Consider the following 18,968-nt stretch of genomic DNA (forward strand, 5'->3'; position numbering starts at 1 on the left):
GACACTGGAGCCCGCTTCACGTTGCAGCCGGTTCCGGACAGTTATCATCACGGGATCCTTGCGACGAGAGCGCGAATGCAGAACATACCAGCCAGTCCCTCGCATCAATGCGGAAAGGACAGTGGAGCAATGAGCCGGACCAGGTCGAGCTCCGATGCGACGCTGACGTGAGGCTTAGCTCAAGGAATAGGACGCGTCCGCTGGATTTCCATCACCCTCCATTTCCCGTCCCCCGCGCGCTTCAGCGCGGGGTCGCTCACCCGCACGTGCTCCGCCAGAAAATCGATGAACGCGCGGACGCGCGCCGGGAGCGGCGCGGTGTGGCCGACATAGACAGCGTGGATGTCTTCGCGGTCGCCGGGATTGTAGTTCTGCAAGACCGGGACGAGGCGGCCTGATTCGATGTCGGGGCCGATGTGGAAGAGGGCGAGGCGGGCGAGGCCCACGCCGCCGAGCGCGAGGCGGCGGGCGGCTTCGCCGTCGCTGGCACGGGCGGCCGGCGGCGGCATGGCTTCCTCGGTGTGCTCGCCGCGCTTGAATGGCCAGCCGCGGATCGAGCGCGGAAAGGTCCAGCCGATGCCGCGGTGATCGGCAAGATCCGCCGGAATCTTCGGCGTACCGAAGCGCGCGAGATAATTCGGCGCGCCGACCACAACCATGTGGCTGGTGCCGAGTTTTCGCGCGACGAGGCGTGAGGCCCGCAACGGTCCGACGCGAATCGCGACGTCAGCGCGCTCCTGCATCAGGTCGATCAGTGTGTCGGTCAGCACCAGATCGAGCGTGACGTCGGGATGCTGTTCCAGGAAGCGCGGGATCAGCGGCATCACATGCAGCATGCCGAAGGGGATGTTGCTGTTGACGGTGAGGCGGCCGCGCGGTGCCGCGCCTGAAGCTGCCTCGCGCTCGGCCTCCTCCATCTCGGCGAGAATGCGCACGGCGCGCTGGTAGAAGGCCTGGCCTTCCTCCGTCAGCGTGAGCTTGCGCGTGGTGCGGTTGATCAGCCGCGAGCCGAGCCGTGCCTCCAGCCGCGAGATCAGCTTGCTGACGCCCGACGGCGTCAGGCGCAGTTTTCGCGCGGCCTGGGTGAACCCGCCCAGGTCGACGACGCGGACGAAAACCTCCATCTCGGCGGAGCGGTTGGTGTCGAAACGGGCCATGTTGAATTCACGTCACAAATGATTGGATTGCGGACATCCTAATGCTTTTGCTGCAGCGCGGCTATCTGCGTGGCTCGTGCCATCCACTGGAGTCCCGCATGCCTCCCGCCGTCCTTGCGCTCACCGCCGGTGCCTTCGGCATCGGCACCACCGAATTCATCATCATGGGCCTCTTGCTCCAGGTCGCCGCCGACATGCATGTCTCCGTGCCGATCGCGGGCCTCCTCATCTCCGGCTATGCGCTGGGTGTGTTCGTCGGCGCGCCGGTTCTGACGCTGGCGACGCGGCGGATGCCGCGCAAAACCGTATTGCTGGCGCTGATGGCGATCTTCACGCTCGGCAATGCCGCCTGCGCGCTGGCGCCGAACTACGAATTGCTGATGGCGGCGCGGGTGCTGACCTCGCTGGCCCACGGCACGTTCTTCGGCGTGGGCTCGGTCGTGGCCACCGGCCTCGTCGCCGAGGACAAGCGCGCCTCGGCGATCGCTACCATGTTCATCGGCCTCACGGTCGCAACGCTGCTGGGCGTGCCCTTCGGCGCCTGGTTCGGCCTGATGCTCGGCTGGCGCGCGGCGTTCTGGGCGGTGACGGTGATCGGCGTGATTGCCTTCGCCGTGGTCGCCGCGTTCGTGCCCGGCCATGTCGGCAACGGCGACAAGCCGATCTCGCTGGCGGAAGAGCTCGCGGTGCTCGGCCGTCCGCAGGTGCTGCTCGGCCTCGCCATGACCGTGTTCGGCTTTGCCGGCCTGTTCGTCGTCTTCACCTATATCCAGCCGATCCTGACGCGCTTCACCGGTTTTTCGGAGGAAGCGGTGTCGCCGATCCTGCTGGTGTTCGGCGCGGGTCTTGCGATCGGCAACGTCGCGGGCGGCAAGCTCGCCGACCGCGGCCTGGCGCGGGCCCTGATCGGCACTCTCGCCGCGCTCGCCATCGTGCTGCTTGGCCTTGCCGCGGTGCTGTCGGTCAAGATCCCCGCTGTCGCGCTGATCCTGCTGCTCGGCATCGCCGCCTTCGCAACCGTCGCGCCGCTCCAGCTTCGCGTGCTGGAAGCCGCCGGCCCGAGCGGCCGCACGCTCGCCTCGAGCCTCAACATCGCCGCGTTCAATCTCGGCAACGCGCTGGGGGCCTGGGCCGGCGGTGTCACCATCGATCGCGGGCTCGACCTCTCCGCGTTGCCGCTGGTGGCGGCCGGAATCACCGCGATCGGCCTCGTGCTGGCGTTGTGGAGCCTCCGGCTCGACCGTACTGCGGTCGCCGTCGCAGCGTGCCCGGCGGAATAGGAGCGCGATCATGGAATACCGCAATCTCGGCGCTTCCGGACTCAAGGTCCCCGTCCTCAGCTTCGGCACCGGCACTTTCGGCGGCCAAGGCCCGTTATTCTCCGCCTGGGGCCGCAGCGGCATTGAGGAGGCGCGCAGGCTGGTCGACATCTGCCTCGATGCCGGCGTCAATCTGTTCGACAGCGCGGACGTCTATTCGAACGGCGCCTCCGAGGAGATTCTCGGCGCTGCGATCAAGGGCCGCCGCGACAAGGTGCTGATCTCGACCAAGATGAGCCTGCCGATGGGCGATGGCCCGCTCGATGCCGGCTCATCGCGGCAGCGGTTGCTGACTGCGGTCGACGCAGCGCTGCAACGGCTCGGCACCGACACCATCGACCTCCTTCAGCTTCACGCGTTCGACGCGTTCACACCGATCGAGGAGGTGCTGTCGACCCTCGATACGCTCGTGCGTGCCGGCAAGCTGCGCTATGTCGGCGTTTCCAATTTCGCGGGCTGGCAGCTGATGAAGTCGCTCGCCATCGCGGACCGGCACGGCTGGCCGCGCTATGTCGCGCACCAGGTCTATTACTCGCTGCTCGGCCGCGACTATGAGTGGGAGCTGATGCCGCTCGCGCGCGATCAGGGCGTCGGCGCGCTGGTCTGGAGCCCGCTCGGTTGGGGGCGGCTGACCGGAAAGATCCGGCGCGGCCAACCGCTGCCGCAACAGAGCCGCCTGCACGCCACCGCGCAATTCGGCCCGCCCGTGGACGAGCAGCGGCTTTACGCGATCGTCGACGTGCTGGATGCGATTGCCGCCGAGACCGGCCGCACCGTGCCGCAGGTCGCGATCGCCTGGTTGCTGTCGCGCCCCACCGTCTCTTCCGTGATCATCGGTTCCCGTGATGAGGCGCAGCTGCGCGACAATCTCGGTGCGGTCGGCTGGTCGCTGGGCGCGGATCAGATCAAGCGTCTCGACGAGGCGAGCGCCGTGATGCCGCCCTATCCCTATTACCCCTATCGCATCCAGGAGGGTTTTGCGCGGCTCAATCCACCGCTGGTGTGACGGATAGCTAATAGAAGGCGGCGATCGCTGCGCCTAGCCCCTGCGGAAGGTTGGGTTCGCTCTTCAGCGTGTCGATGAAGACGGGATCGTCGGCCACCGTGAGGCCATCCAGCTTGATCGGATGCAGCGGCTCGGCGGCTGCTGCGACAGCTGCCAAATCCGGACCGGTCCGGATGCCGTTATATGCCAGCCGCGGGCGCAATTGGACGTTGTTGCCGAACTGCTCGTCCAGCGCGAGACGCCATCCGGTTCGTGACACCGTTCCGCTCGCGATCGCGGCCGACATCGCGATGCTGTGCGGCTGCAACGTGCCGAGATTGCCGAGCGCGGCACTCAATCGTGTCGTTGCTTCCGACAGCGTGATCTTCTCGATCCCCGGATCCTGGTCGGGCGAGGTGAAATCGATCACCCGCGCACTCCTGCCGACTTTGAGGGCCTCGCCGCTTCCGCCTGCCTGCTGCATGGCCTTCTTGGTCCCATAGCGCGCTCGCCCGCCGATCGTGACCAGGACGATATCCTGCTCGCGCGATTTGATCAGGTGGGCGTAAGGATCGCCGGTGACACCCTTCACGACGAGGAGATCGGCGAACTTGCCCTTGGCGATGGTTCCCAGCTTTGAGTCCCACTTCAGGATCGCGGCCGGATTGCGCGTTGCCATCGCGACGATATCGTAATCGCTGAAGCCGAGATTGAAATGCGCGGATACGACCTTCGCCGCCTTCAGCTCGCCCAGCAGGTTCTTGCTGCCGGACGGCGACCAATCCGAGCCCAGCGCGATGGTGAGGCCTGCGGCGCGCGCTGCGGCGACATCGGTCGTCCTGCCATAGAGCAGCAGGTTGCTCAGGGGCGACCAGACGACCTTGGCCTGGTGCTGGGCCATCGTTCCGAAGTCGGTCGCATCGAGCGCCGTGCAATGAATGCCGGCCAGCGACGGCTCGATCGCCCAATCTCCCGCGGAATTGCGCAGCGCCAGGAAGTGGCTATGCGCCTTGGTATCGATGCCCTCGCTTAAGTGGAGCAGGAAACACGCCGACGATTTCAGCTCGTTGTCGAACTTCGCCCAATCCTCGGCATCGATGTCGGGAATCTTGGAGTGTGCCCGCGGAAGATCGGGCGGGCTCCCGATCTCGGCGGCGCGCAGCGCGCCCTTGTAATATTTGTGGATCGTGCCGCTCCAGTTCGACAGCGTGATCCCCTGGCTCGTCGTCGTTCCCGCGACCAGGCATTTGGCTTCGACATAGCGAACCAGGGCCGGCAGCAGCGAGCCGTCGTCGGCAAGGGCGATCGCGCTCATCGGGCCGGTCACGGACGTCTTGTACGATTTGGCATTCTGCCACTGGTCGCGATTGCCAAAGAGTTGCGGCACGCGCCAGAGCGGCAGGACGTTGTAGCTGAGGTGATTATGCAGCTCGATCAGGCCGGGATAGATGGTGCCGCCGGTGGTCACCGCGGCGACGGCCTCGAAGCCCGCCGGGGCCGGCCGTCCTTTGGGCAGGATCGCGGCGATCCGATTGTCCTCGATGAAGATCGTCCCGTTCTTGATGACGTCGCCCTCAGTGGCCATCGTCACGATCCGGCCGGTCAGCGCCCATCGCTTCGGGTTTGCGGCCGGGCTCATGGAATCACCCCATCGGGAATGGTGATCATGATGGTGCGCCGCTTGGCCGCCGCGTCAACGCCCTGGCGCACGGCCCACGGCGTATCTCCACGCATCCAGGCCGGCAGTCCCGCCGGAAGGTCCTTTGCAATGATGTCGACAAGCTCGGACGGCTTGAAGGCGTCGCCGTACGGCACGAGTGTCGTCGGCACGTCGGGATGCTTGACCTCAGGCGCCAGCGCCGCGAGGGCGGCATTCCATTTGGCCAGCATGATCTTGGTATTCGCCGCCTGCGTCGCGGAATCATGCGCGGAGCTTTCCGGCCAGGTCGGGTGCGTGATGTGCTGATACGCGAGGGTCTTGTAGGCCGCGCCGTCGGAGCTCTTGAGCCAGGCTTTCCAGGCCTCGTCCGCGAGGCCGCCGAGCGAGATGACAGCCTCGATGTTGCCGGGGCCCAGCACGGCCTTGAACCATTTGTTGCGATAGTCGACGATGCCCGGCTCGTTCTTGTGCTTGGAGCCGCCGCTCTGGCCGTAAACGCTGTACAGGAAGGTGTTCACCATCACATAGCTCTGCACGATGCCGAGCTTGGCCAGAAAGCCCTGGGTCCGGCGGCCCGCGGTGCCGACCAGGATTCGGCGTACGATGGTCTCGTGCTGGGCGGGATCCTGGCCGACGATGAGCACACGCGCCGATCCGTCGAGCCGGCCGCGGTGAAAGATGGGCCCCCATTCGATGCGGAAGTCGTGGGGATCGTAGGCTTCAGCGCCGGGGTAGTTGGCGCACAGATCGCGAAAGGGTTGCTCGCCGTATCCGGCGTCGAATTCTGTGAGCATGGAAAATGCTCCAATCTGCCGATGTCAAGAATAGCTGCGTCAAAAAACCTGGTCGTTATGCCGCAATCTCAGCGGTAGTCTGTTGCACAATTCAACCAATATATGGGTCAAGACAGCGGGCGCAAAGGTTCACGGGCGTCCCTGGCTCCGGGGCCGTGACAGAGCGTCGCGACAACGCGCCATGCAGAAACGCGCCTGTACACGGTCGCGTGATCTCCATAACCTCCGCGGCGCAATTTCAGGAGATGCGGCGTGGCGAAGAAGACGGCGAGCAAGAAGAAAAGTGTTTCAAGGAAAGTAACGAAGACCTCGAGCAAGAAAGCCACCGCCCGCAAGGGTGCCGTCGCGAAAGCTGCGAAGAAATCAGTCAAGAAGGCCGCCCCGCGCAAATCGGCCACGGCGCGCCGTCCCAGGGGACCGGTCTGGCAATGGTCTGCGGTCGATACCGCGGCCGCGATCCGCAGCGGCGCAATCTCCGCTGTCGAGACCGTCGAGGCGCATCTGGATCGGATGCGCGCGGTCAATCCCAGGCTGAATGCGGTCGTTGTCGATCTCAGCAAGGAAGCGCTGAAGGCTGCGCATGCGGCCGACAAGCAGCGCGCCAAGGGCGGCGAGCTCGGCCTCCTGCACGGCGTGCCCATCACCATCAAGGAAAACGTCGATTACGAAGGCCGGCCGAACTTCAACGGCGTGCCCGCCAACAAGGATTACATCGCGCCGTCGGATGCGCCTGTTGTCCGTAACCTGAAGAAGGCCGGCGCGATCGTCATCGGTCTCACCAACACGCCGGAATTCTCCTTCCGCGGCTTCACCGACAATCCCCTGCATGGGCTGACGCTGAACCCCTGGGACCCTGATATCACCTGCGGCGGCTCCTCGGGTGGCGCGGGGTCGGCGGTTGCCGCCGGTATCGGCACGATCGCCCATGGCAACGACATCGGCGGCTCGCTGCGCTGGCCGGCACATTGCAACGGCGTTGCCACCATCAAGCCGACGCAGGGCCGCATCCCCGCCTTCAACGGAAGCGCAACGGCCGAGCGGCCGATGCTGGCGCATCTGATGTCGGCGCAGGGGCCGCTCGCCCGCCACGTCGCCGACGTTCGCCTTGCGCTGGAGGTGATGAGCCAGCGCGATCCGCGCGATCCCTGGTGGGTGCCGGCGCCGCTTGTGGGGCCGAAGCCGAAGGGACCGATCAAGGTCGCGCTGGCGAAGATCCCCGACGACATGGACGTCGATCCGGCGGTCGCCGCGGCGCTGCGCCGGGCCGCCGATCACCTCGAGCGTTCCGGCTATCGCGTCAGCGAGGTCGAGGTGCCCGACATCAACGGCGTCTGGCAGACCTGGTGCGACATCATCACCAACGAGACGATGGTGATGCAGGAGGCCGCGATGCTGAAGGTCACGTCCGAGGATTTCCACAATGCGTGGAACGGCATGAAGGCCAAGGCCAATGTGCTCGATCTCAAGGCCTGGATGCAGGCGACGGCCGCGCGCAACGGCCACATCCGCGCCTGGCAGCTGTTCTTCGAGGACTACCCGGTCGTGCTGGCGCCGACCACGGTCAGTCCGACGCCGGGCCCGCGCGACGACACCATCAGCGCCGAGCGCGTGCAGGAGGTGTTCTGGGGCGGGATACGCTTCATCTCCGCGATCAACGTGCTGGGCCTGCCCGGCGCGGTGGTGCCGGTGGCCTTGCACGAGGGCAAGCCGATCGGCGTGCAGCTCATCACCGGGCGCTACCGCGAGGATCTCGCGCTCGATGCCGCGGCGGCGATCGAGAAGCGTGCCGGCGTGCTCGCCCATCGCCTATGGGAGACGATGGACTGAGCGCTCGCGAGTTGCCGCCGCGTTGACAGTGCCGCCCTCGCTCCCTGTGGGAGAGGGTGGCACTGGCGGCCTTCGGCCGCCGTCCCTTGAGAACGCCGATGCTTTGCATCCGCGATGGGAAGCGAGTCGCGCCTAGGCGTACGAATTCGTTAATCCAATTTGATTCGAATTTTAGCCAATTCACCAATAACCGTTAGGGTTACTTCCTCGATCTCTAGGCGAATTATTGCTCGCTTTACCACCCGCCTCTAACACGAGGACGGCGGACAACGCACGTGCCTCATACAGGCCAATAAGTGCGGCCCGCTCCACGCGGAGGTGGCACGATGCGCAACGAGACGATCGCTATTCACGCCGGCTATGAGCCCGAAGCCACCACGCATGCGGTTGCCGTGCCGATCTACCAGACCGCGGCCTACGCCTTCGACAGCGCCGATCACGGCGCGGCGCTCTTCAATCTCGAGGCCGAGGGTTTCCGTTACAGCCGCATCGCCAATCCGACCAGCGCGGTGCTGGAGAAGCGTATCAGCCAGCTCGAAGGCGGCGTCGGCGCGCTTGCGGTCGCGACCGGCCAGGCGGCGCTGCATTTCGCCTTCGTCAACGTCGCCGATCACGGCGGCAACATCGTGTCCGTGCCGCAGCTCTACGGCACCACGCACACGCTGCTCTCGCACATTCTGCCGCGCCAGGGCATCACGGGCCGCTTCGCCGAGAGCGACAAGCCGGATGCGATCGAGAAGCTGATCGACGAGAACACCCGTGCGGTGTTCGCCGAGACCATCGGCAATCCTGCCGGCAATGTCTGCGACATCGAGGCATTGGCGAAGATCGCGCATGCCCATGGCGTGCCGCTGATCGTCGACAACACGGTCGCAACCCCGATCCTGCTCAAGCCGTTCGACTACGGCGCCGACATCGCCGTGCATTCGTTGACCAAGTTCCTGGGTGGCCACGGCACCACGCTCGGCGGCGCCATCGTCGATTCCGGAAATTTTCCGTGGGCGAAATACGCCGACCGCTTCCCCGCCTACAACAAGCCGGACGCGTCCTATCACGGCCTCGTCTATGCCGAGCGCTTCGGCAAGACCGCCTATATCGAGCGCGCGCGCAGCGTCTATCAGCGCACCATGGGTTCGGTGCTCTCGCCGTTCAACGCCTTCCTGCTGCTCCAGGGCATCGAGACCGTGGCGCTGCGCATGGAGCGCCACGTCGAGAACGCGCGCAAGGTCGCCGAATTCCTGCGCACTGACCCGCGCGTCGCCTGGGTCAACTACACGGGTTTCCCGGACAGCCCCTACTATCCGCTGGTCCAGAAATATCTCGACGGCAATGCCTCCTCGCTGTTCACCTTCGGCATCAAGGGCGGCATGGAAGCCGGCAAGACCTTCTACGATGCGCTGAAGCTGATCACGCGCCTTGTCAATATCGGCGACGCGAAGTCGCTGGCCTGCCATCCGGCATCGACCACGCACCGGCAGATGTCGGCAGAGCAGCAGCGCCTCGCCGGCGTTCTGCCGGAGACGATCCGCCTGTCCATCGGCATCGAGCATGCTGCCGATATCATCGAGGACATCGACCAGGCGTTGGAAAAAGCCTGTCCGTCGTCGCGCCTCCAGGCCGCGGAGTAGGCGACGGCCCCGATGACGATCCTGATCGACAGGGATCACGGTATGTCGAGCCCGGCGCTGGTGCCGGCCGAGGGCGATCTGGCGCGCGATCATGCCGGCGCCGAGCTCACCATCGGGCTGATCAACAACATGCCTGATCCGGCGCTGAAGGCGACTGAGCGGCAGTTCATGAAGCTGCTCCAGGCCGCCGCCGGCCCGCGCCGCATCCGCTTCCACTGCTTCTCGCTGCCCTCGGTCAAGCGCTCGCCCGAAGCGAAATGGCACGTCGAGAGCGAATATTCCGATCTCGCGGATCTCAAGCGTCAGCGATTCGACGGGCTGATCGTGACCGGCGCCGAGCCGGTCGCGCCCGAGCTCGACCAGGAGCCGTACTGGCGCGACCTCACCGATCTGGTCGACTGGGCGAGGACCAACACGCGCTCGACGATCTGGTCATGCCTCGCCGCGCACGCCGCGGTGCTGCACCTCGACGGCATCGCGCGGCGACGGCTACCGGCCAAGTGTCACGGCATCTTCGACTGCGAGGCCGTTACGGGTGATCCGCTGACGCATGCCCTGCCTGCGCCGCTCAAGGTTTCGCATTCGCGCCTGAACGAGATCGTCGAGAGTGATCTCGAGCAGGCCGGTTATCAGGTCTTGACCCGCTCGGCACTGGCTGGTGTCGACGTCTTCGTCCGCCAATATGCCAGCCGCTTCGTGTTCTTCCAGGGCCACCCCGAATATGACGCATTGTCGCTCCAGCGCGAATATCTGCGCGACGTCGGCCGCTACCTCGTGCGCGAGCGTGACAATTATCCGCACCTGCCGGTGAGCTATTTTGACTCAGCGACGGAAGAGAAGCTTGTGCGCTTCGAGAAGCAGGCGAGGCACCAGCGCCATCCAGCGCTCAGCAACGAGCTTCCCGCGCTGAATTTGCGCGCCGATATCGCCGCCGGCAGCGCGGCGGCGGCGCTATTCCGTAACTGGCTGCAGTATCTCGGCGCGGACGCCGATGCGTCGGTCCTGGCGCGCTAGGTCAGGACGCTTCACGTTAGGACTAACGAAGTGTGAAGCTTGCTTCCGGCAGCGTACGAATGCTTCACTGAAGGGGGCGGGGCAAACAGGAAATGCGGTCGTGTGGTCGGCACTCCAGGGACGCGTGAGCAATCGGCTGGCCCGGCATTTCCGTGCCGCGCCGCACCGGCTGCCCGCGCACGCGCCGATGGTGAGCTTCACCTTCGACGATGCCCCCGATAGTGCCGCCGGCGAGGGTGCTTCGCTTCTCGAAGCGCATGGTGGCCGCGGCACCTACTACATCGCCGGCAGCCTGATTGGCCGGCCGTCGGATCACTGGCATGGGCTGTCGAACGACGCGATCGTGCGGCTTCACCATGCCGGCCACGAGATCGCCTGCCACACCTTTTCGCACGAGAGCGCGGTCAATCTCGGCGAGGCCGCCATGACCCGCGAGATCGAACGAAACCGCAGCCATCTCCGCGGCATCGATTCCTCGATCGCGCTGGAGAATTTCGCCTATCCGTACGGCCTCGCCTCGGTCTGGCGCAAGCCGCAGCTCGCGAGAACCTTCCGCTCGGCGCGCGGCATTCTGCCCGGCGTCAATCGCGATGTCATCGACCTCCAGTTCCTGCGCGCCTCGCCGTTGGTCGATTGCGAGATCGATAGGGCGGGCGTCGATCGCTATTTCGACGAGGCGGTCGCAAGCGGCGGATGGCTCATCTTCTACGGCCATGACGTCGTGAACGCGCCGAGCCCCTATGGCTGCACGCCGCACCTGATGCGCCATGCGCTGGAGGCGGCCGGCAAGCGCGACATGCCGATCGTAACCGTCGCGGAGGCGCTGCGACGAATCGGGGCGTAGCTCTCTTACCTCGCCCCGCTTGCGGGGAGAGGTCGGATCGCTCTTGCGATCCGGGTGAGGGGGTACAGGTCCCGCAACAGTCTCATCCGTGGAAAGAGGCCCCTCACCCCAACTCTCTCCCCGTAAGAACGGGGAGAGGGAGAAGAAGCAGCGGCGCAAGCGTCAAATCGTCTTGCCACGCCCGCGCAGCCATGCGACTGGCCTTGGGACGAATCCCACGGCCTCCGACACACCCATGAACGTCCCTTCCACTGCTCCGCTGCCCGCGCCGGCCAACGGCCGCGACGCGCTGTCGGTGCTGCATTCGGTGTTCGGCCTGCCGGGGTTCCGCGGCGCGCAGGGCGAGATCATCCGGCATGTCACCGATGGCGGCAATTGCCTCGTGTTGATGCCGACCGGCGGCGGCAAGTCGCTGTGCTACCAGTTGCCGTCGTTGCTGCGCGAAGGCTGCGGCATCGTGGTCTCGCCCTTGATTGCGCTGATGCGCGACCAGGTTGCCGGCCTGCTCGAGGCCGGGGTCAACGCCGCCGCGCTGAACTCGTCGCTGACGCCGCAGGAGGCTTCCGACATCGAGCGGCGCCTGATCGCGGGCGATCTCGACCTGCTCTATGTCGCGCCGGAACGACTGGTGACGCCGCGCTGCCTGTCGATGCTGGCGCAGGCCAAGGTGGCGCTGTTCGCGATCGACGAGGCGCACTGCGTCTCGCAATGGGGCCACGACTTCCGCCCCGAATATGTCGGCCTCTCCATCATCGCCGAGCGCTTTCCCGAGGTGCCGCGCATCGCACTGACCGCGACCGCCGATGAGCTGACGCGGAAGGAGATCGTCGAACGGCTCAAGCTTGGGGGCAGTCCGCAATTCGTCTCGAGCTTCGACCGCCCCAATATCCGTTACGAGATCGTCGACAAGCGCAATGCGGTGTCGCAGCTCAAGGAGTTCATCCGGGAGCGCCATGCGGGTGACGCCGGCGTGGTCTACTGCCTGTCGCGCAACCGGGTCGAGGAGGTCGCCGCCGCGCTCGATGACGCCGGCATCGCCGCGCTGCCCTATCACGCCGGGCTCGACAGCAGCGTGCGCTCGCGCAACCAGGACCGCTTCCTCAACGAGGACGGCATCGTCATCGTGGCGACCATCGCCTTCGGCATGGGCATCGACAAGCCCGACGTGCGCTTCGTGGCGCATCTCGATCTGCCCAAGAGCATCGAGGCCTATTACCAGGAGACGGGGCGCGCCGGCCGCGATGGCAAGCCGTCCGCGGCATGGATGGCCTACGGCCTCTCCGACATCGTGCAGCAACGCCGCATGATCGACGAGTCCAGCGGTTCCGACGATTTCAAGCGCGTGTCGATCGGCAAGCTCGACGCGCTGGTCGGGCTCGCCGAGACCGCGCAGTGCCGGCGCAGGCGGCTGCTAGCCTATTTCGGCGAGATCGTGCACGGCGAAACCTGCGGCAATTGCGACAACTGCCTGACGCCGCCGAAGATGCGCGACGGCAAGGTGCTGGCGCAAAAACTCTTGTCCTGCGTCTATCGTACCGGCCAGCGTTTCGGCGCGATGCACCTGATCGACGTGCTGATCGGTCGCCTGACCGAGAAGGTCACGCAGTTCGGCCACGACAAGCTGTCGGTATTCGGCATCGGGCGCGAGCTCAACGAAAAGCAGTGGCGCACGGTGCTGCGGCAGCTCGTGGCGATGGGCCATTTGCAGAGCGACAGCGAAGCTTATGGCGCACTGAAGCTGACGGAGGCCGCGCGCGGCGTGCTACGCGGCGAGACCGAGGTATGGCTGCGCGAGGAGGCGCCCGGCACCCGCGTCCGTTCCAGCCGCGCGAAATCCCGCCGCGGCGATCTCGCGCCTGCGGCCAGCGCCCCGCAAGGCGATGTCGATCCTGAATTGCGTGCCCGGCTGCGGTCCTGGCGCTCGGATGTCGCGCGCGAACGTGGCGTGCCGGCCTATGTCGTGCTGCACGACGCCACCATTGACGGCATCGTGCGGGCCTGGCCGACCACGCTGGACGAGCTCCGCAACGTGCCCGGCATCGGCGACAAGAAGCTCGAGCATTATGGCGACGAGCTGCTGCAGATCGTGCGGACGCGGTAGGGGTGAGCTAATATCTCCACCGTCATCCCGGACAAGCGCGCCCAAAGCGCGCGCAGATCCGGGATCCATAACCACAGGCCGTGGGAAACGGCACGCCGACAGCCTCAGTGTGTTTCAACAATTAGCAGTCGGGGTAATGGGTCCTGGCTTTCGCCAGGACGAGACCAGTGAGGAGGCGCGCGCCGTCTTACGGCACCGACGCACTAGCCGTTCCGGAACGCGTAGCCGTAGCCGTTGAGCGCCGGGGCACCGCCGAGATGCGCGTAGAGGACCTTCGCGCCCTTCTCGAAATAGCCTTTCTGCGTGAGGTCGATCAGGCCCTGCATCGACTTGCCCTCGTAGACGGGGTCGGTGATCATGGCTTCGAGACGCGCGGTGAGGCGGATCGCCTCCTTGGTCTCTTCCGACGGCACGCCATAGGCGGGATAGGCGTAGTCCTCGATCAGCACGACGTCGTCTGCGACGATGTCCTTGCCGAGCTCGACGAGCTTGGCCGTGTTCTGGGCGATCGAGAGCACCTGCGCCTTGGTCTGCGCCGGGGTGAACGACCCGTCGATGCCGATCACCTTTCGCGCGCGGCCGTCGGCGGCGAAGCCGACCAGCATGCCGGCATGGGTCGAGCCGGTGACGGTGCAGACCACGATGTAGTCGAACTTGAAGCCGAGCTCGGCTTCCTGCTTACGCACTTCCTCGGCGAAGCCGACATAGCCGAGCCCGCCATATTTGTGCACGGAGGCGCCGGCGGGAATCGCGTAAGGCTTGCCGCCCGCGGCCTTCACTTCCTCGATCGCCTGCTCCCAGCTCTTGCGGATGCCGATGTCGAAGCCGTCGTCGACCAGGCGCACGTCGGCGCCCATGATGCGCGAGAGCATGATGTTGCCGACGCGGTCATAGACGGCGTCCTCGTGCGGCACCCAGGCTTCCTGCACCAGGCGGCACTTCATGCCGATCTTGGCGGCGACGGCGGCGATCATGCGGGTGTGGTTGGACTGCACGCCGCCGATCGAGACCAGCGTGTCGGCGTTCGAGGCGATCGCGTCCGGGATGATGTATTCGAGCTTGCGCAGCTTGTTGCCGCCATAGGCGAGGCCGGAATTGCAGTCCTCGCGCTTGGCATAGATCTCGACATTGCCGCCGAGATGTTTCGACAGCCGCTCCAGCTTCTCGATGGGCGTCGGGCCGAAGGTCAGCGGATAGCGCGCGAATTTTTCCAGCATGGTCAGGTCATCTCGATTGGTGTTGAGCTGGCCGCAGCGACTAGCATATGTGGTAAGGAATGTGCTCTCGAATGCTGCACCGATATTGCATGATATCTTGCGAAGATTGGCATTTTGACTAATATTTCTTTCAGAAAATCATCCAGCATCGGAAGCTTCTTCCATGCCGCCTCGGCTCGATCGAACCGACCTTAAGATATTGAGATTGCTTCAAAATAACGGCCGGCTCAGCAATGCCGAGCTGGCCGAAACCGTTGCGATCAGCCCCGCCACCTGCCATCGCCGCACCCAGCGCCTGTTCGAGGACGGCTTCATCGCTGCCGTCCGCGCCATGATCGCGCCGAAGAAGGTGGCGAAGGGGACGCTGGTCATGGTCGGCGTCGTGCTGGACCGCTCGACGCCGGAAAGCTTTGCCATCTTCGAGCAGGCGATCGCAAAACTGAAATTCGTGCTCGATTGCCACCTCGTCGCCGGCGACTTCGACTATTTCCTCAAGATCCGCGTCGGCGACATGGAGGATTTCAACCGCATCCATGGCGAGCAGCTCATCGCGCTGCCGGGGGTGCGCCAGACCCGCACCTTCTTCGTGATGAAAGAGGTCGTCGACAACGCGCCGCTGGAGTTTTGAGCGGCTTCACGATGCCTGTTCGACGACGCCGTCCGGGACCTGCTCCCGCTCGGCGTCCTCCGGCCGCATCGCGATCACCGCGATCAGCCCGAGGCCGACGCCGATCATGACATAGAAGATCGGCGCCAGCGGGGAGCCGGTGAGCGCGATCAGCCAGGTTACGAAGAACTGGGCAAAGCCGCCGAACACCAGCACCGCGACATTGTTGACGATCGCAAGCGCGGTTGAGCGGACGCGGATCGGGAACAGCTCGACCAGCGTGGTGCAGTAGACGCCGAGGAAGAAGGCGCTGAAGAAGCCGATGACGATTTGGGCGACCAGGAGCCTTGCGATCGACGGCTCGGAGATCACCCAGGCATAGAGCGGGTAGAGCGAGACGAAATAGCCGATCAGCGAGACCAGCAACAGCGGCCTGCGCGGATAGCGGTCGGAGACAGCGCCCGCGATCGGCACGACGATCACCATCACGATTGCCGCGATCATCTGCACCAGGAAGCTCTGCATCAGCGGCAGCTTCAGCACCTCCTTGGCGTAGGTCACGGTGTAGCCGAAGGTGACGTAGAACGACACGGCGCTCGCCACCACCATGCCCATGCCGATCAGGAAATTGCGGCCGGGATTCTTCAGCGCGGCGATGAAATTGTCCTTGTGCAGCGTCGCCATGCTGCGCCGGGAAGCTTCGGGCTCGATGACGCTGGCGCGCATATAGAGCAGGATCGGAACGATCACGAGGCCGACGAAGAAGGGAATGCGCCAGGCGCCGGCGGCAAGCTGCTCCTGCGTGAACGCCAGCGTCAGGGCGGCACCCAGCACTGCGCCGAGCACGTTGGCCATGAGCTGGCCGGCGATCTGCCACGAGCCATAGAAGCCGGTGCGGCCGGGAGGCGCCGCTTCGATCAGATAGGCGGTCGAGGTGCCGAACTCGCCGCCGACCGAAAAGCCCTGCAGCAGCCGCGCCAGCAACACAATCAGCGGCGCCGCGATGCCGGCCGTGGCGTAGGTCGGCGTCAACGCCAACAGCGCGACCGACACAGCCATGATGCCCATGCCGAGCGTCATCGCCGCCTTCCGCCCCTTGCGATCGCCGAAATAGCCGAGCACGAGGCCGCCGATCGGCCGCATGAAGAAGCCGGTGCCGAACAGCGCGGTGGTCAGCAGCAGTGCGTTGATCTCACTGCCCGGAATTTTCGGGTCGACCGGGAAGAACAGGTTCTTGATGACCGGTGTCATCAGGGCGAACACCGTGAAGTCGTACCACTCCAGGGCATTGCCGGCGATCGCGGCTGCGATGGCTTTCCTGTTCGTCCGCATCTCTCGCTTGCCTGTCCGGTTGCGCCTATTCGGCGGGTTGATGGGTGACGTCGGCATCCTGCCATTCGTCGCCGGCGAGTTCCGGCGTGGCGAAGGCCTTGAGGTTGGCGAAATGAATCTCGCGATCCTCGACGAACAGGCGACGGACGATGCCGCGCGCGAGCCGGTCGGCGCCTTCGCTGATCGCGGGGATATCGCCGGAGAGCTTTCCGTGGCTCAGCGTCGCCGGATAGTTGAAGCAATGCAGCCGCGCCAACATGGGGCAGGCGCCGGGCTCTTTCTCCAGGAACTGGAAGCTGTCGCCGAGGTCTGGCGAGTTCTCCAGCTCGGCATTGTCCATGCCGTCAGGTGCCGGGAAGCGGTCGCACCAGAACCGGATATGCGGCGCGAACTCGGCGAGCTCGTCGCGCAACGCGAGGTCGACCTTGAAGCCCGTGCCGAAGATGATGAAATCGGTCGCGTAGCGGCCCTTCGGCGTCGTTACCGTGAGATGGTCTCCCGCGACGGCGAGATCATCGATCGGGCTTGCGAGATGGAAATGCGCCTGCGGATAGGCGGAGACCCGCAGTACGCTTTGACGCGGCGGCGGCGTCTGCGCCTTCAGCGTGTGATCGAGGAAACGCCATTTCCAGTCATCCGACAGGCCGGCAAAGCCGTGGACGACGCCCTGGCTGCCGATGCCGGTGAACTTGTTGACGCGCGGGATGTCCGCGCGCCGAATAAAGAGGTCGAGCCGCGCTGCGCCCGCCTCCAGCGCCATCGCTGCGTTGTCCATGGCGGATGCGCCCGCGCCGACGACGGCAACACGCCTGCCGCGAAGTCTCTCGAAGTCGATAGGGGCGGACGAATGCGCCCAGAAACGTCGGTCGATGCCGTCGCAGAGCGACGGCACGTAAGCACCGCCGAGGCCGTCGCGCCCCGTCGCCAGCACGACATGGCGCGCGAGAATCTGTCGCGACGTGCCGCCCTCGCTGATGTCGAGCGCGAACAATTCATCGGTGCGCGCGTGGATTCGCTCGACCGAAACCCCGTTGCGGACCGGCAGGTCCAGCACCTTGCGGTACCAGATCAGGTAATCCATCCACATCGTGCGCGGCGCGCGGTCGAGCGCCTGCCACGCCTGCCTGCCGTATTGCGCCTCGTAGAAGGCGCGGAAGGTCAGCGCCGGCATGCCCATCGCAGGTCCGGTCAATTCCTTGGGCGAGCGTAGCGTCCGCATCCGGGCGAACGTGACCCAGGGGCCTTCCTCGCCGGCGCGGGCACGGTCGAGCACGAGCTGGTTGTCGACGCCGAGACGCCTGAGCATGGCGGAGGCGACGAGGCCGGCCATGCCGGCGCCGACGATGACGACGTCGACGACGCTCTCGCCATCGACGACGCGGCGCGGCACCCACGATTTGGCCGGCAGTTCGAGCCAGGCCAGATCCTGCTTCAGGCGCGCTTCAAGCGCCGCGAGGCCCGCCGCGTCAGGTGTCATCGTCGTCATGAGGGAGCTTTCTCGAATTCACTGGTTTCGTCGCCGGCCTCGGCCAGCGCGGCGGCGCCGCTATGCAGTTTTGCGCCGGGCATCAGCGCGACCGCGGCGCGCAGTGCGTCGTTGAGCGCGGCAACCGTCGGTGTCAGCTCGCGCCCGGTCGGCGCAATCGCGGCGAACAGGAAGGGAATGGACACGTCCAGGGGCCGGGTGACGACGCCCTCCACCGGCAGGCTGGAGGTCAGCACCGGCTCGACCACGGCGATGCCGAGCGACTGCTTGGCCATGGCGATCGCCGTCAGCGAAGCGTTGGTGTCGATGACCTCAGCGGGCACGACACCCTCACGCTCCAGCGCCTCCTCCACGCGGCGGCGAAGCCGGTAGGGGTTGGCCATCGTCAGCAGCCGGACGCCGGCGAGATCCCTCAGGCGAATGACCTTCTTCTTTGCCAGCGGATGATCCATCGCGAGGCACGCGACGCACGGCACCTCGCAGACCCACTGCATGTCGAGCCCGGGATGCTGGATCGGCAGGCTCGCAAGGCCGAAATCGACCGACTGCGACAGCACCGATTGCACGACGTTCTCGGCCGAGAGCGCCTGCACGTGGACCTGACTTGGCAGCAACTCGCGTTCGAGCGCTGCGAGCGCGGCAGGGACGAAGCCGGCCGCCAGCGCCGGGATTGCCGCCAGGCTGAGCACGGGAAGCGCCCCCGCACCGATCGCGTTGGCGCGCTGGCGGATGTGCTTCAAGCCCATCAGCAGCCGCTCGACCTCGGCATGAAACAGCACGCCCTTTGGCGTCGGGCTGATGCGCGGGCCGTTCCGGGTGAACAGGAGATAGCCGACGTCAGCTTCGAGATCCTGGATCTGACGCGTCACGACCGGCTGCGATCGGCCGAGCAGCCGCGCCGCGCCGGTGATGCTGCCGGCCGACATCACGGCGGCGAAGGCCTCGAGAAGGCGGATATCGATAACGTCCTGGTTCATCGCCATGTCGCCCGCATTAT

The 18,968-nt window shown here is 65.7% G+C and carries 15 protein-coding genes; 8 read left to right on the forward strand and 7 right to left on the reverse strand.

Translation table 11 applies throughout. From position 1 onward, the window contains the following. Nucleotides 1–179 precede the first annotated feature (179 nt). Entirely contained in the window at nucleotides 180–1,157 is a 978-nt protein-coding gene (locus AAFG50_RS02205) for a LysR family transcriptional regulator (protein WP_028175259.1), read from the reverse strand. A gap of 98 nt (nucleotides 1,158–1,255) precedes the next feature. Between AAFG50_RS02205 and AAFG50_RS02210 the strand changes: the two genes are divergently transcribed. Next, nucleotides 1,256–2,437 carry an MFS transporter gene (locus AAFG50_RS02210; RefSeq protein ID WP_028175258.1) on the forward strand — a complete coding sequence of 394 codons (1,182 nt, stop codon included), beginning with the start codon at nucleotides 1,256–1,258 and terminating at the stop codon, nucleotides 2,435–2,437. Between the two features lie 10 nt (nucleotides 2,438–2,447). Further along, nucleotides 2,448–3,482, forward strand: coding sequence for an aldo/keto reductase (locus tag AAFG50_RS02215; RefSeq protein ID WP_028175257.1), 1,035 nt, complete (start codon nucleotides 2,448–2,450; stop codon nucleotides 3,480–3,482). A gap of 7 nt (nucleotides 3,483–3,489) precedes the next feature. On the opposite strand, the gene AAFG50_RS02220 is transcribed toward AAFG50_RS02215, so the two are convergent. Both AAFG50_RS02220 and AAFG50_RS02225 read right to left on the reverse strand, forming a co-directional pair. Then, complete coding sequence (locus tag AAFG50_RS02220; RefSeq protein ID WP_028175256.1) at nucleotides 3,490–5,100, reverse strand: amidohydrolase family protein; 1,611 nt, start codon at nucleotides 5,098–5,100, stop codon at nucleotides 3,490–3,492. Next, entirely contained in the window at nucleotides 5,097–5,915 is an 819-nt protein-coding gene (locus tag AAFG50_RS02225) for a uracil-DNA glycosylase (RefSeq protein ID WP_028175255.1), read from the reverse strand. Before AAFG50_RS02225 ends, AAFG50_RS02220 begins: the two co-directional genes overlap by 4 nt. A 252-nt stretch (nucleotides 5,916–6,167) precedes the next feature. Between AAFG50_RS02225 and AAFG50_RS02230 the strand changes: the two genes are divergently transcribed. The 5 genes from AAFG50_RS02230 (at nucleotide 6,168) to recQ (ending at nucleotide 13,329) form a co-directional block, all read left to right on the forward strand. After that, the gene (locus AAFG50_RS02230) at nucleotides 6,168–7,742 is read left to right on the forward strand and encodes an amidase family protein (RefSeq protein ID WP_028175254.1); all 1,575 of its coding nucleotides are present in this window, start codon (nucleotides 6,168–6,170) and stop codon (nucleotides 7,740–7,742) included. 326 nt (nucleotides 7,743–8,068) lie between these two features. Then, nucleotides 8,069–9,370, forward strand: coding sequence for an O-acetylhomoserine aminocarboxypropyltransferase/cysteine synthase family protein (locus tag AAFG50_RS02235; RefSeq protein ID WP_011083077.1), 1,302 nt, complete (start codon nucleotides 8,069–8,071; stop codon nucleotides 9,368–9,370). A 12-nt stretch (nucleotides 9,371–9,382) separates the two neighbouring features. Continuing rightward, nucleotides 9,383–10,384 carry a homoserine O-succinyltransferase gene (locus AAFG50_RS02240; protein WP_028175253.1) on the forward strand — a complete coding sequence of 334 codons (1,002 nt, stop codon included), beginning with the start codon at nucleotides 9,383–9,385 and terminating at the stop codon, nucleotides 10,382–10,384. 100 nt (nucleotides 10,385–10,484) lie between these two features. Beyond that, nucleotides 10,485–11,228, forward strand: a complete 744-nt coding sequence (locus AAFG50_RS02245; protein ID WP_028175252.1) for a polysaccharide deacetylase family protein — start codon at nucleotides 10,485–10,487, stop codon at nucleotides 11,226–11,228. 235 nt (nucleotides 11,229–11,463) lie between these two features. Continuing rightward, a complete protein-coding gene (recQ, locus tag AAFG50_RS02250) occupies nucleotides 11,464–13,329 on the forward strand; it encodes a DNA helicase RecQ (RefSeq protein ID WP_028175251.1) in 1,866 nt (621 codons plus the stop codon). A gap of 203 nt (nucleotides 13,330–13,532) precedes the next feature. Here the strand turns inward: recQ and AAFG50_RS02255 are convergent, their stop codons facing one another. Further along, nucleotides 13,533–14,546, reverse strand: coding sequence for a 1-aminocyclopropane-1-carboxylate deaminase (locus AAFG50_RS02255; protein ID WP_011083073.1), 1,014 nt, complete (start codon nucleotides 14,544–14,546; stop codon nucleotides 13,533–13,535). A gap of 163 nt (nucleotides 14,547–14,709) precedes the next feature. Between AAFG50_RS02255 and AAFG50_RS02260 the strand changes: the two genes are divergently transcribed. Beyond that, nucleotides 14,710–15,174, forward strand: a complete 465-nt coding sequence (locus tag AAFG50_RS02260) for an Lrp/AsnC family transcriptional regulator (RefSeq protein WP_028175250.1) — start codon at nucleotides 14,710–14,712, stop codon at nucleotides 15,172–15,174. A 6-nt stretch (nucleotides 15,175–15,180) separates the two neighbouring features. Here AAFG50_RS02260 and AAFG50_RS02265 read toward each other — a convergent pair whose 3' ends face one another. Genes AAFG50_RS02265 through AAFG50_RS02275 form a run of 3 tightly spaced genes read right to left on the reverse strand, consistent with a single transcriptional unit; the run spans nucleotide 15,181 to nucleotide 18,948 of the window. Next, nucleotides 15,181–16,485 (reverse strand): citrate-proton symporter, encoded by a 1,305-nt coding sequence (locus AAFG50_RS02265; protein ID WP_028175249.1) that lies wholly within the window; start codon nucleotides 16,483–16,485, stop codon nucleotides 15,181–15,183. Nucleotides 16,486–16,510: 25 nt separating this feature from the next. Beyond that, nucleotides 16,511–17,971, reverse strand: coding sequence for an NAD(P)/FAD-dependent oxidoreductase (locus AAFG50_RS02270; RefSeq protein WP_028175248.1), 1,461 nt, complete (start codon nucleotides 17,969–17,971; stop codon nucleotides 16,511–16,513). Then, nucleotides 17,968–18,948: a LysR family transcriptional regulator gene (locus AAFG50_RS02275; protein ID WP_028175247.1), complete on the reverse strand. Its 981-nt coding sequence runs from the start codon at nucleotides 18,946–18,948 to the stop codon at nucleotides 17,968–17,970. Before AAFG50_RS02275 ends, AAFG50_RS02270 begins: the two co-directional genes overlap by 4 nt. Nucleotides 18,949–18,968 lie beyond the last annotated feature (20 nt).

It is taken from the genome of Bradyrhizobium sp. B039 (assembly GCF_038965675.1).
In the GTDB taxonomy this organism is placed as follows: domain Bacteria; phylum Pseudomonadota; class Alphaproteobacteria; order Rhizobiales; family Xanthobacteraceae; genus Bradyrhizobium; species Bradyrhizobium diazoefficiens.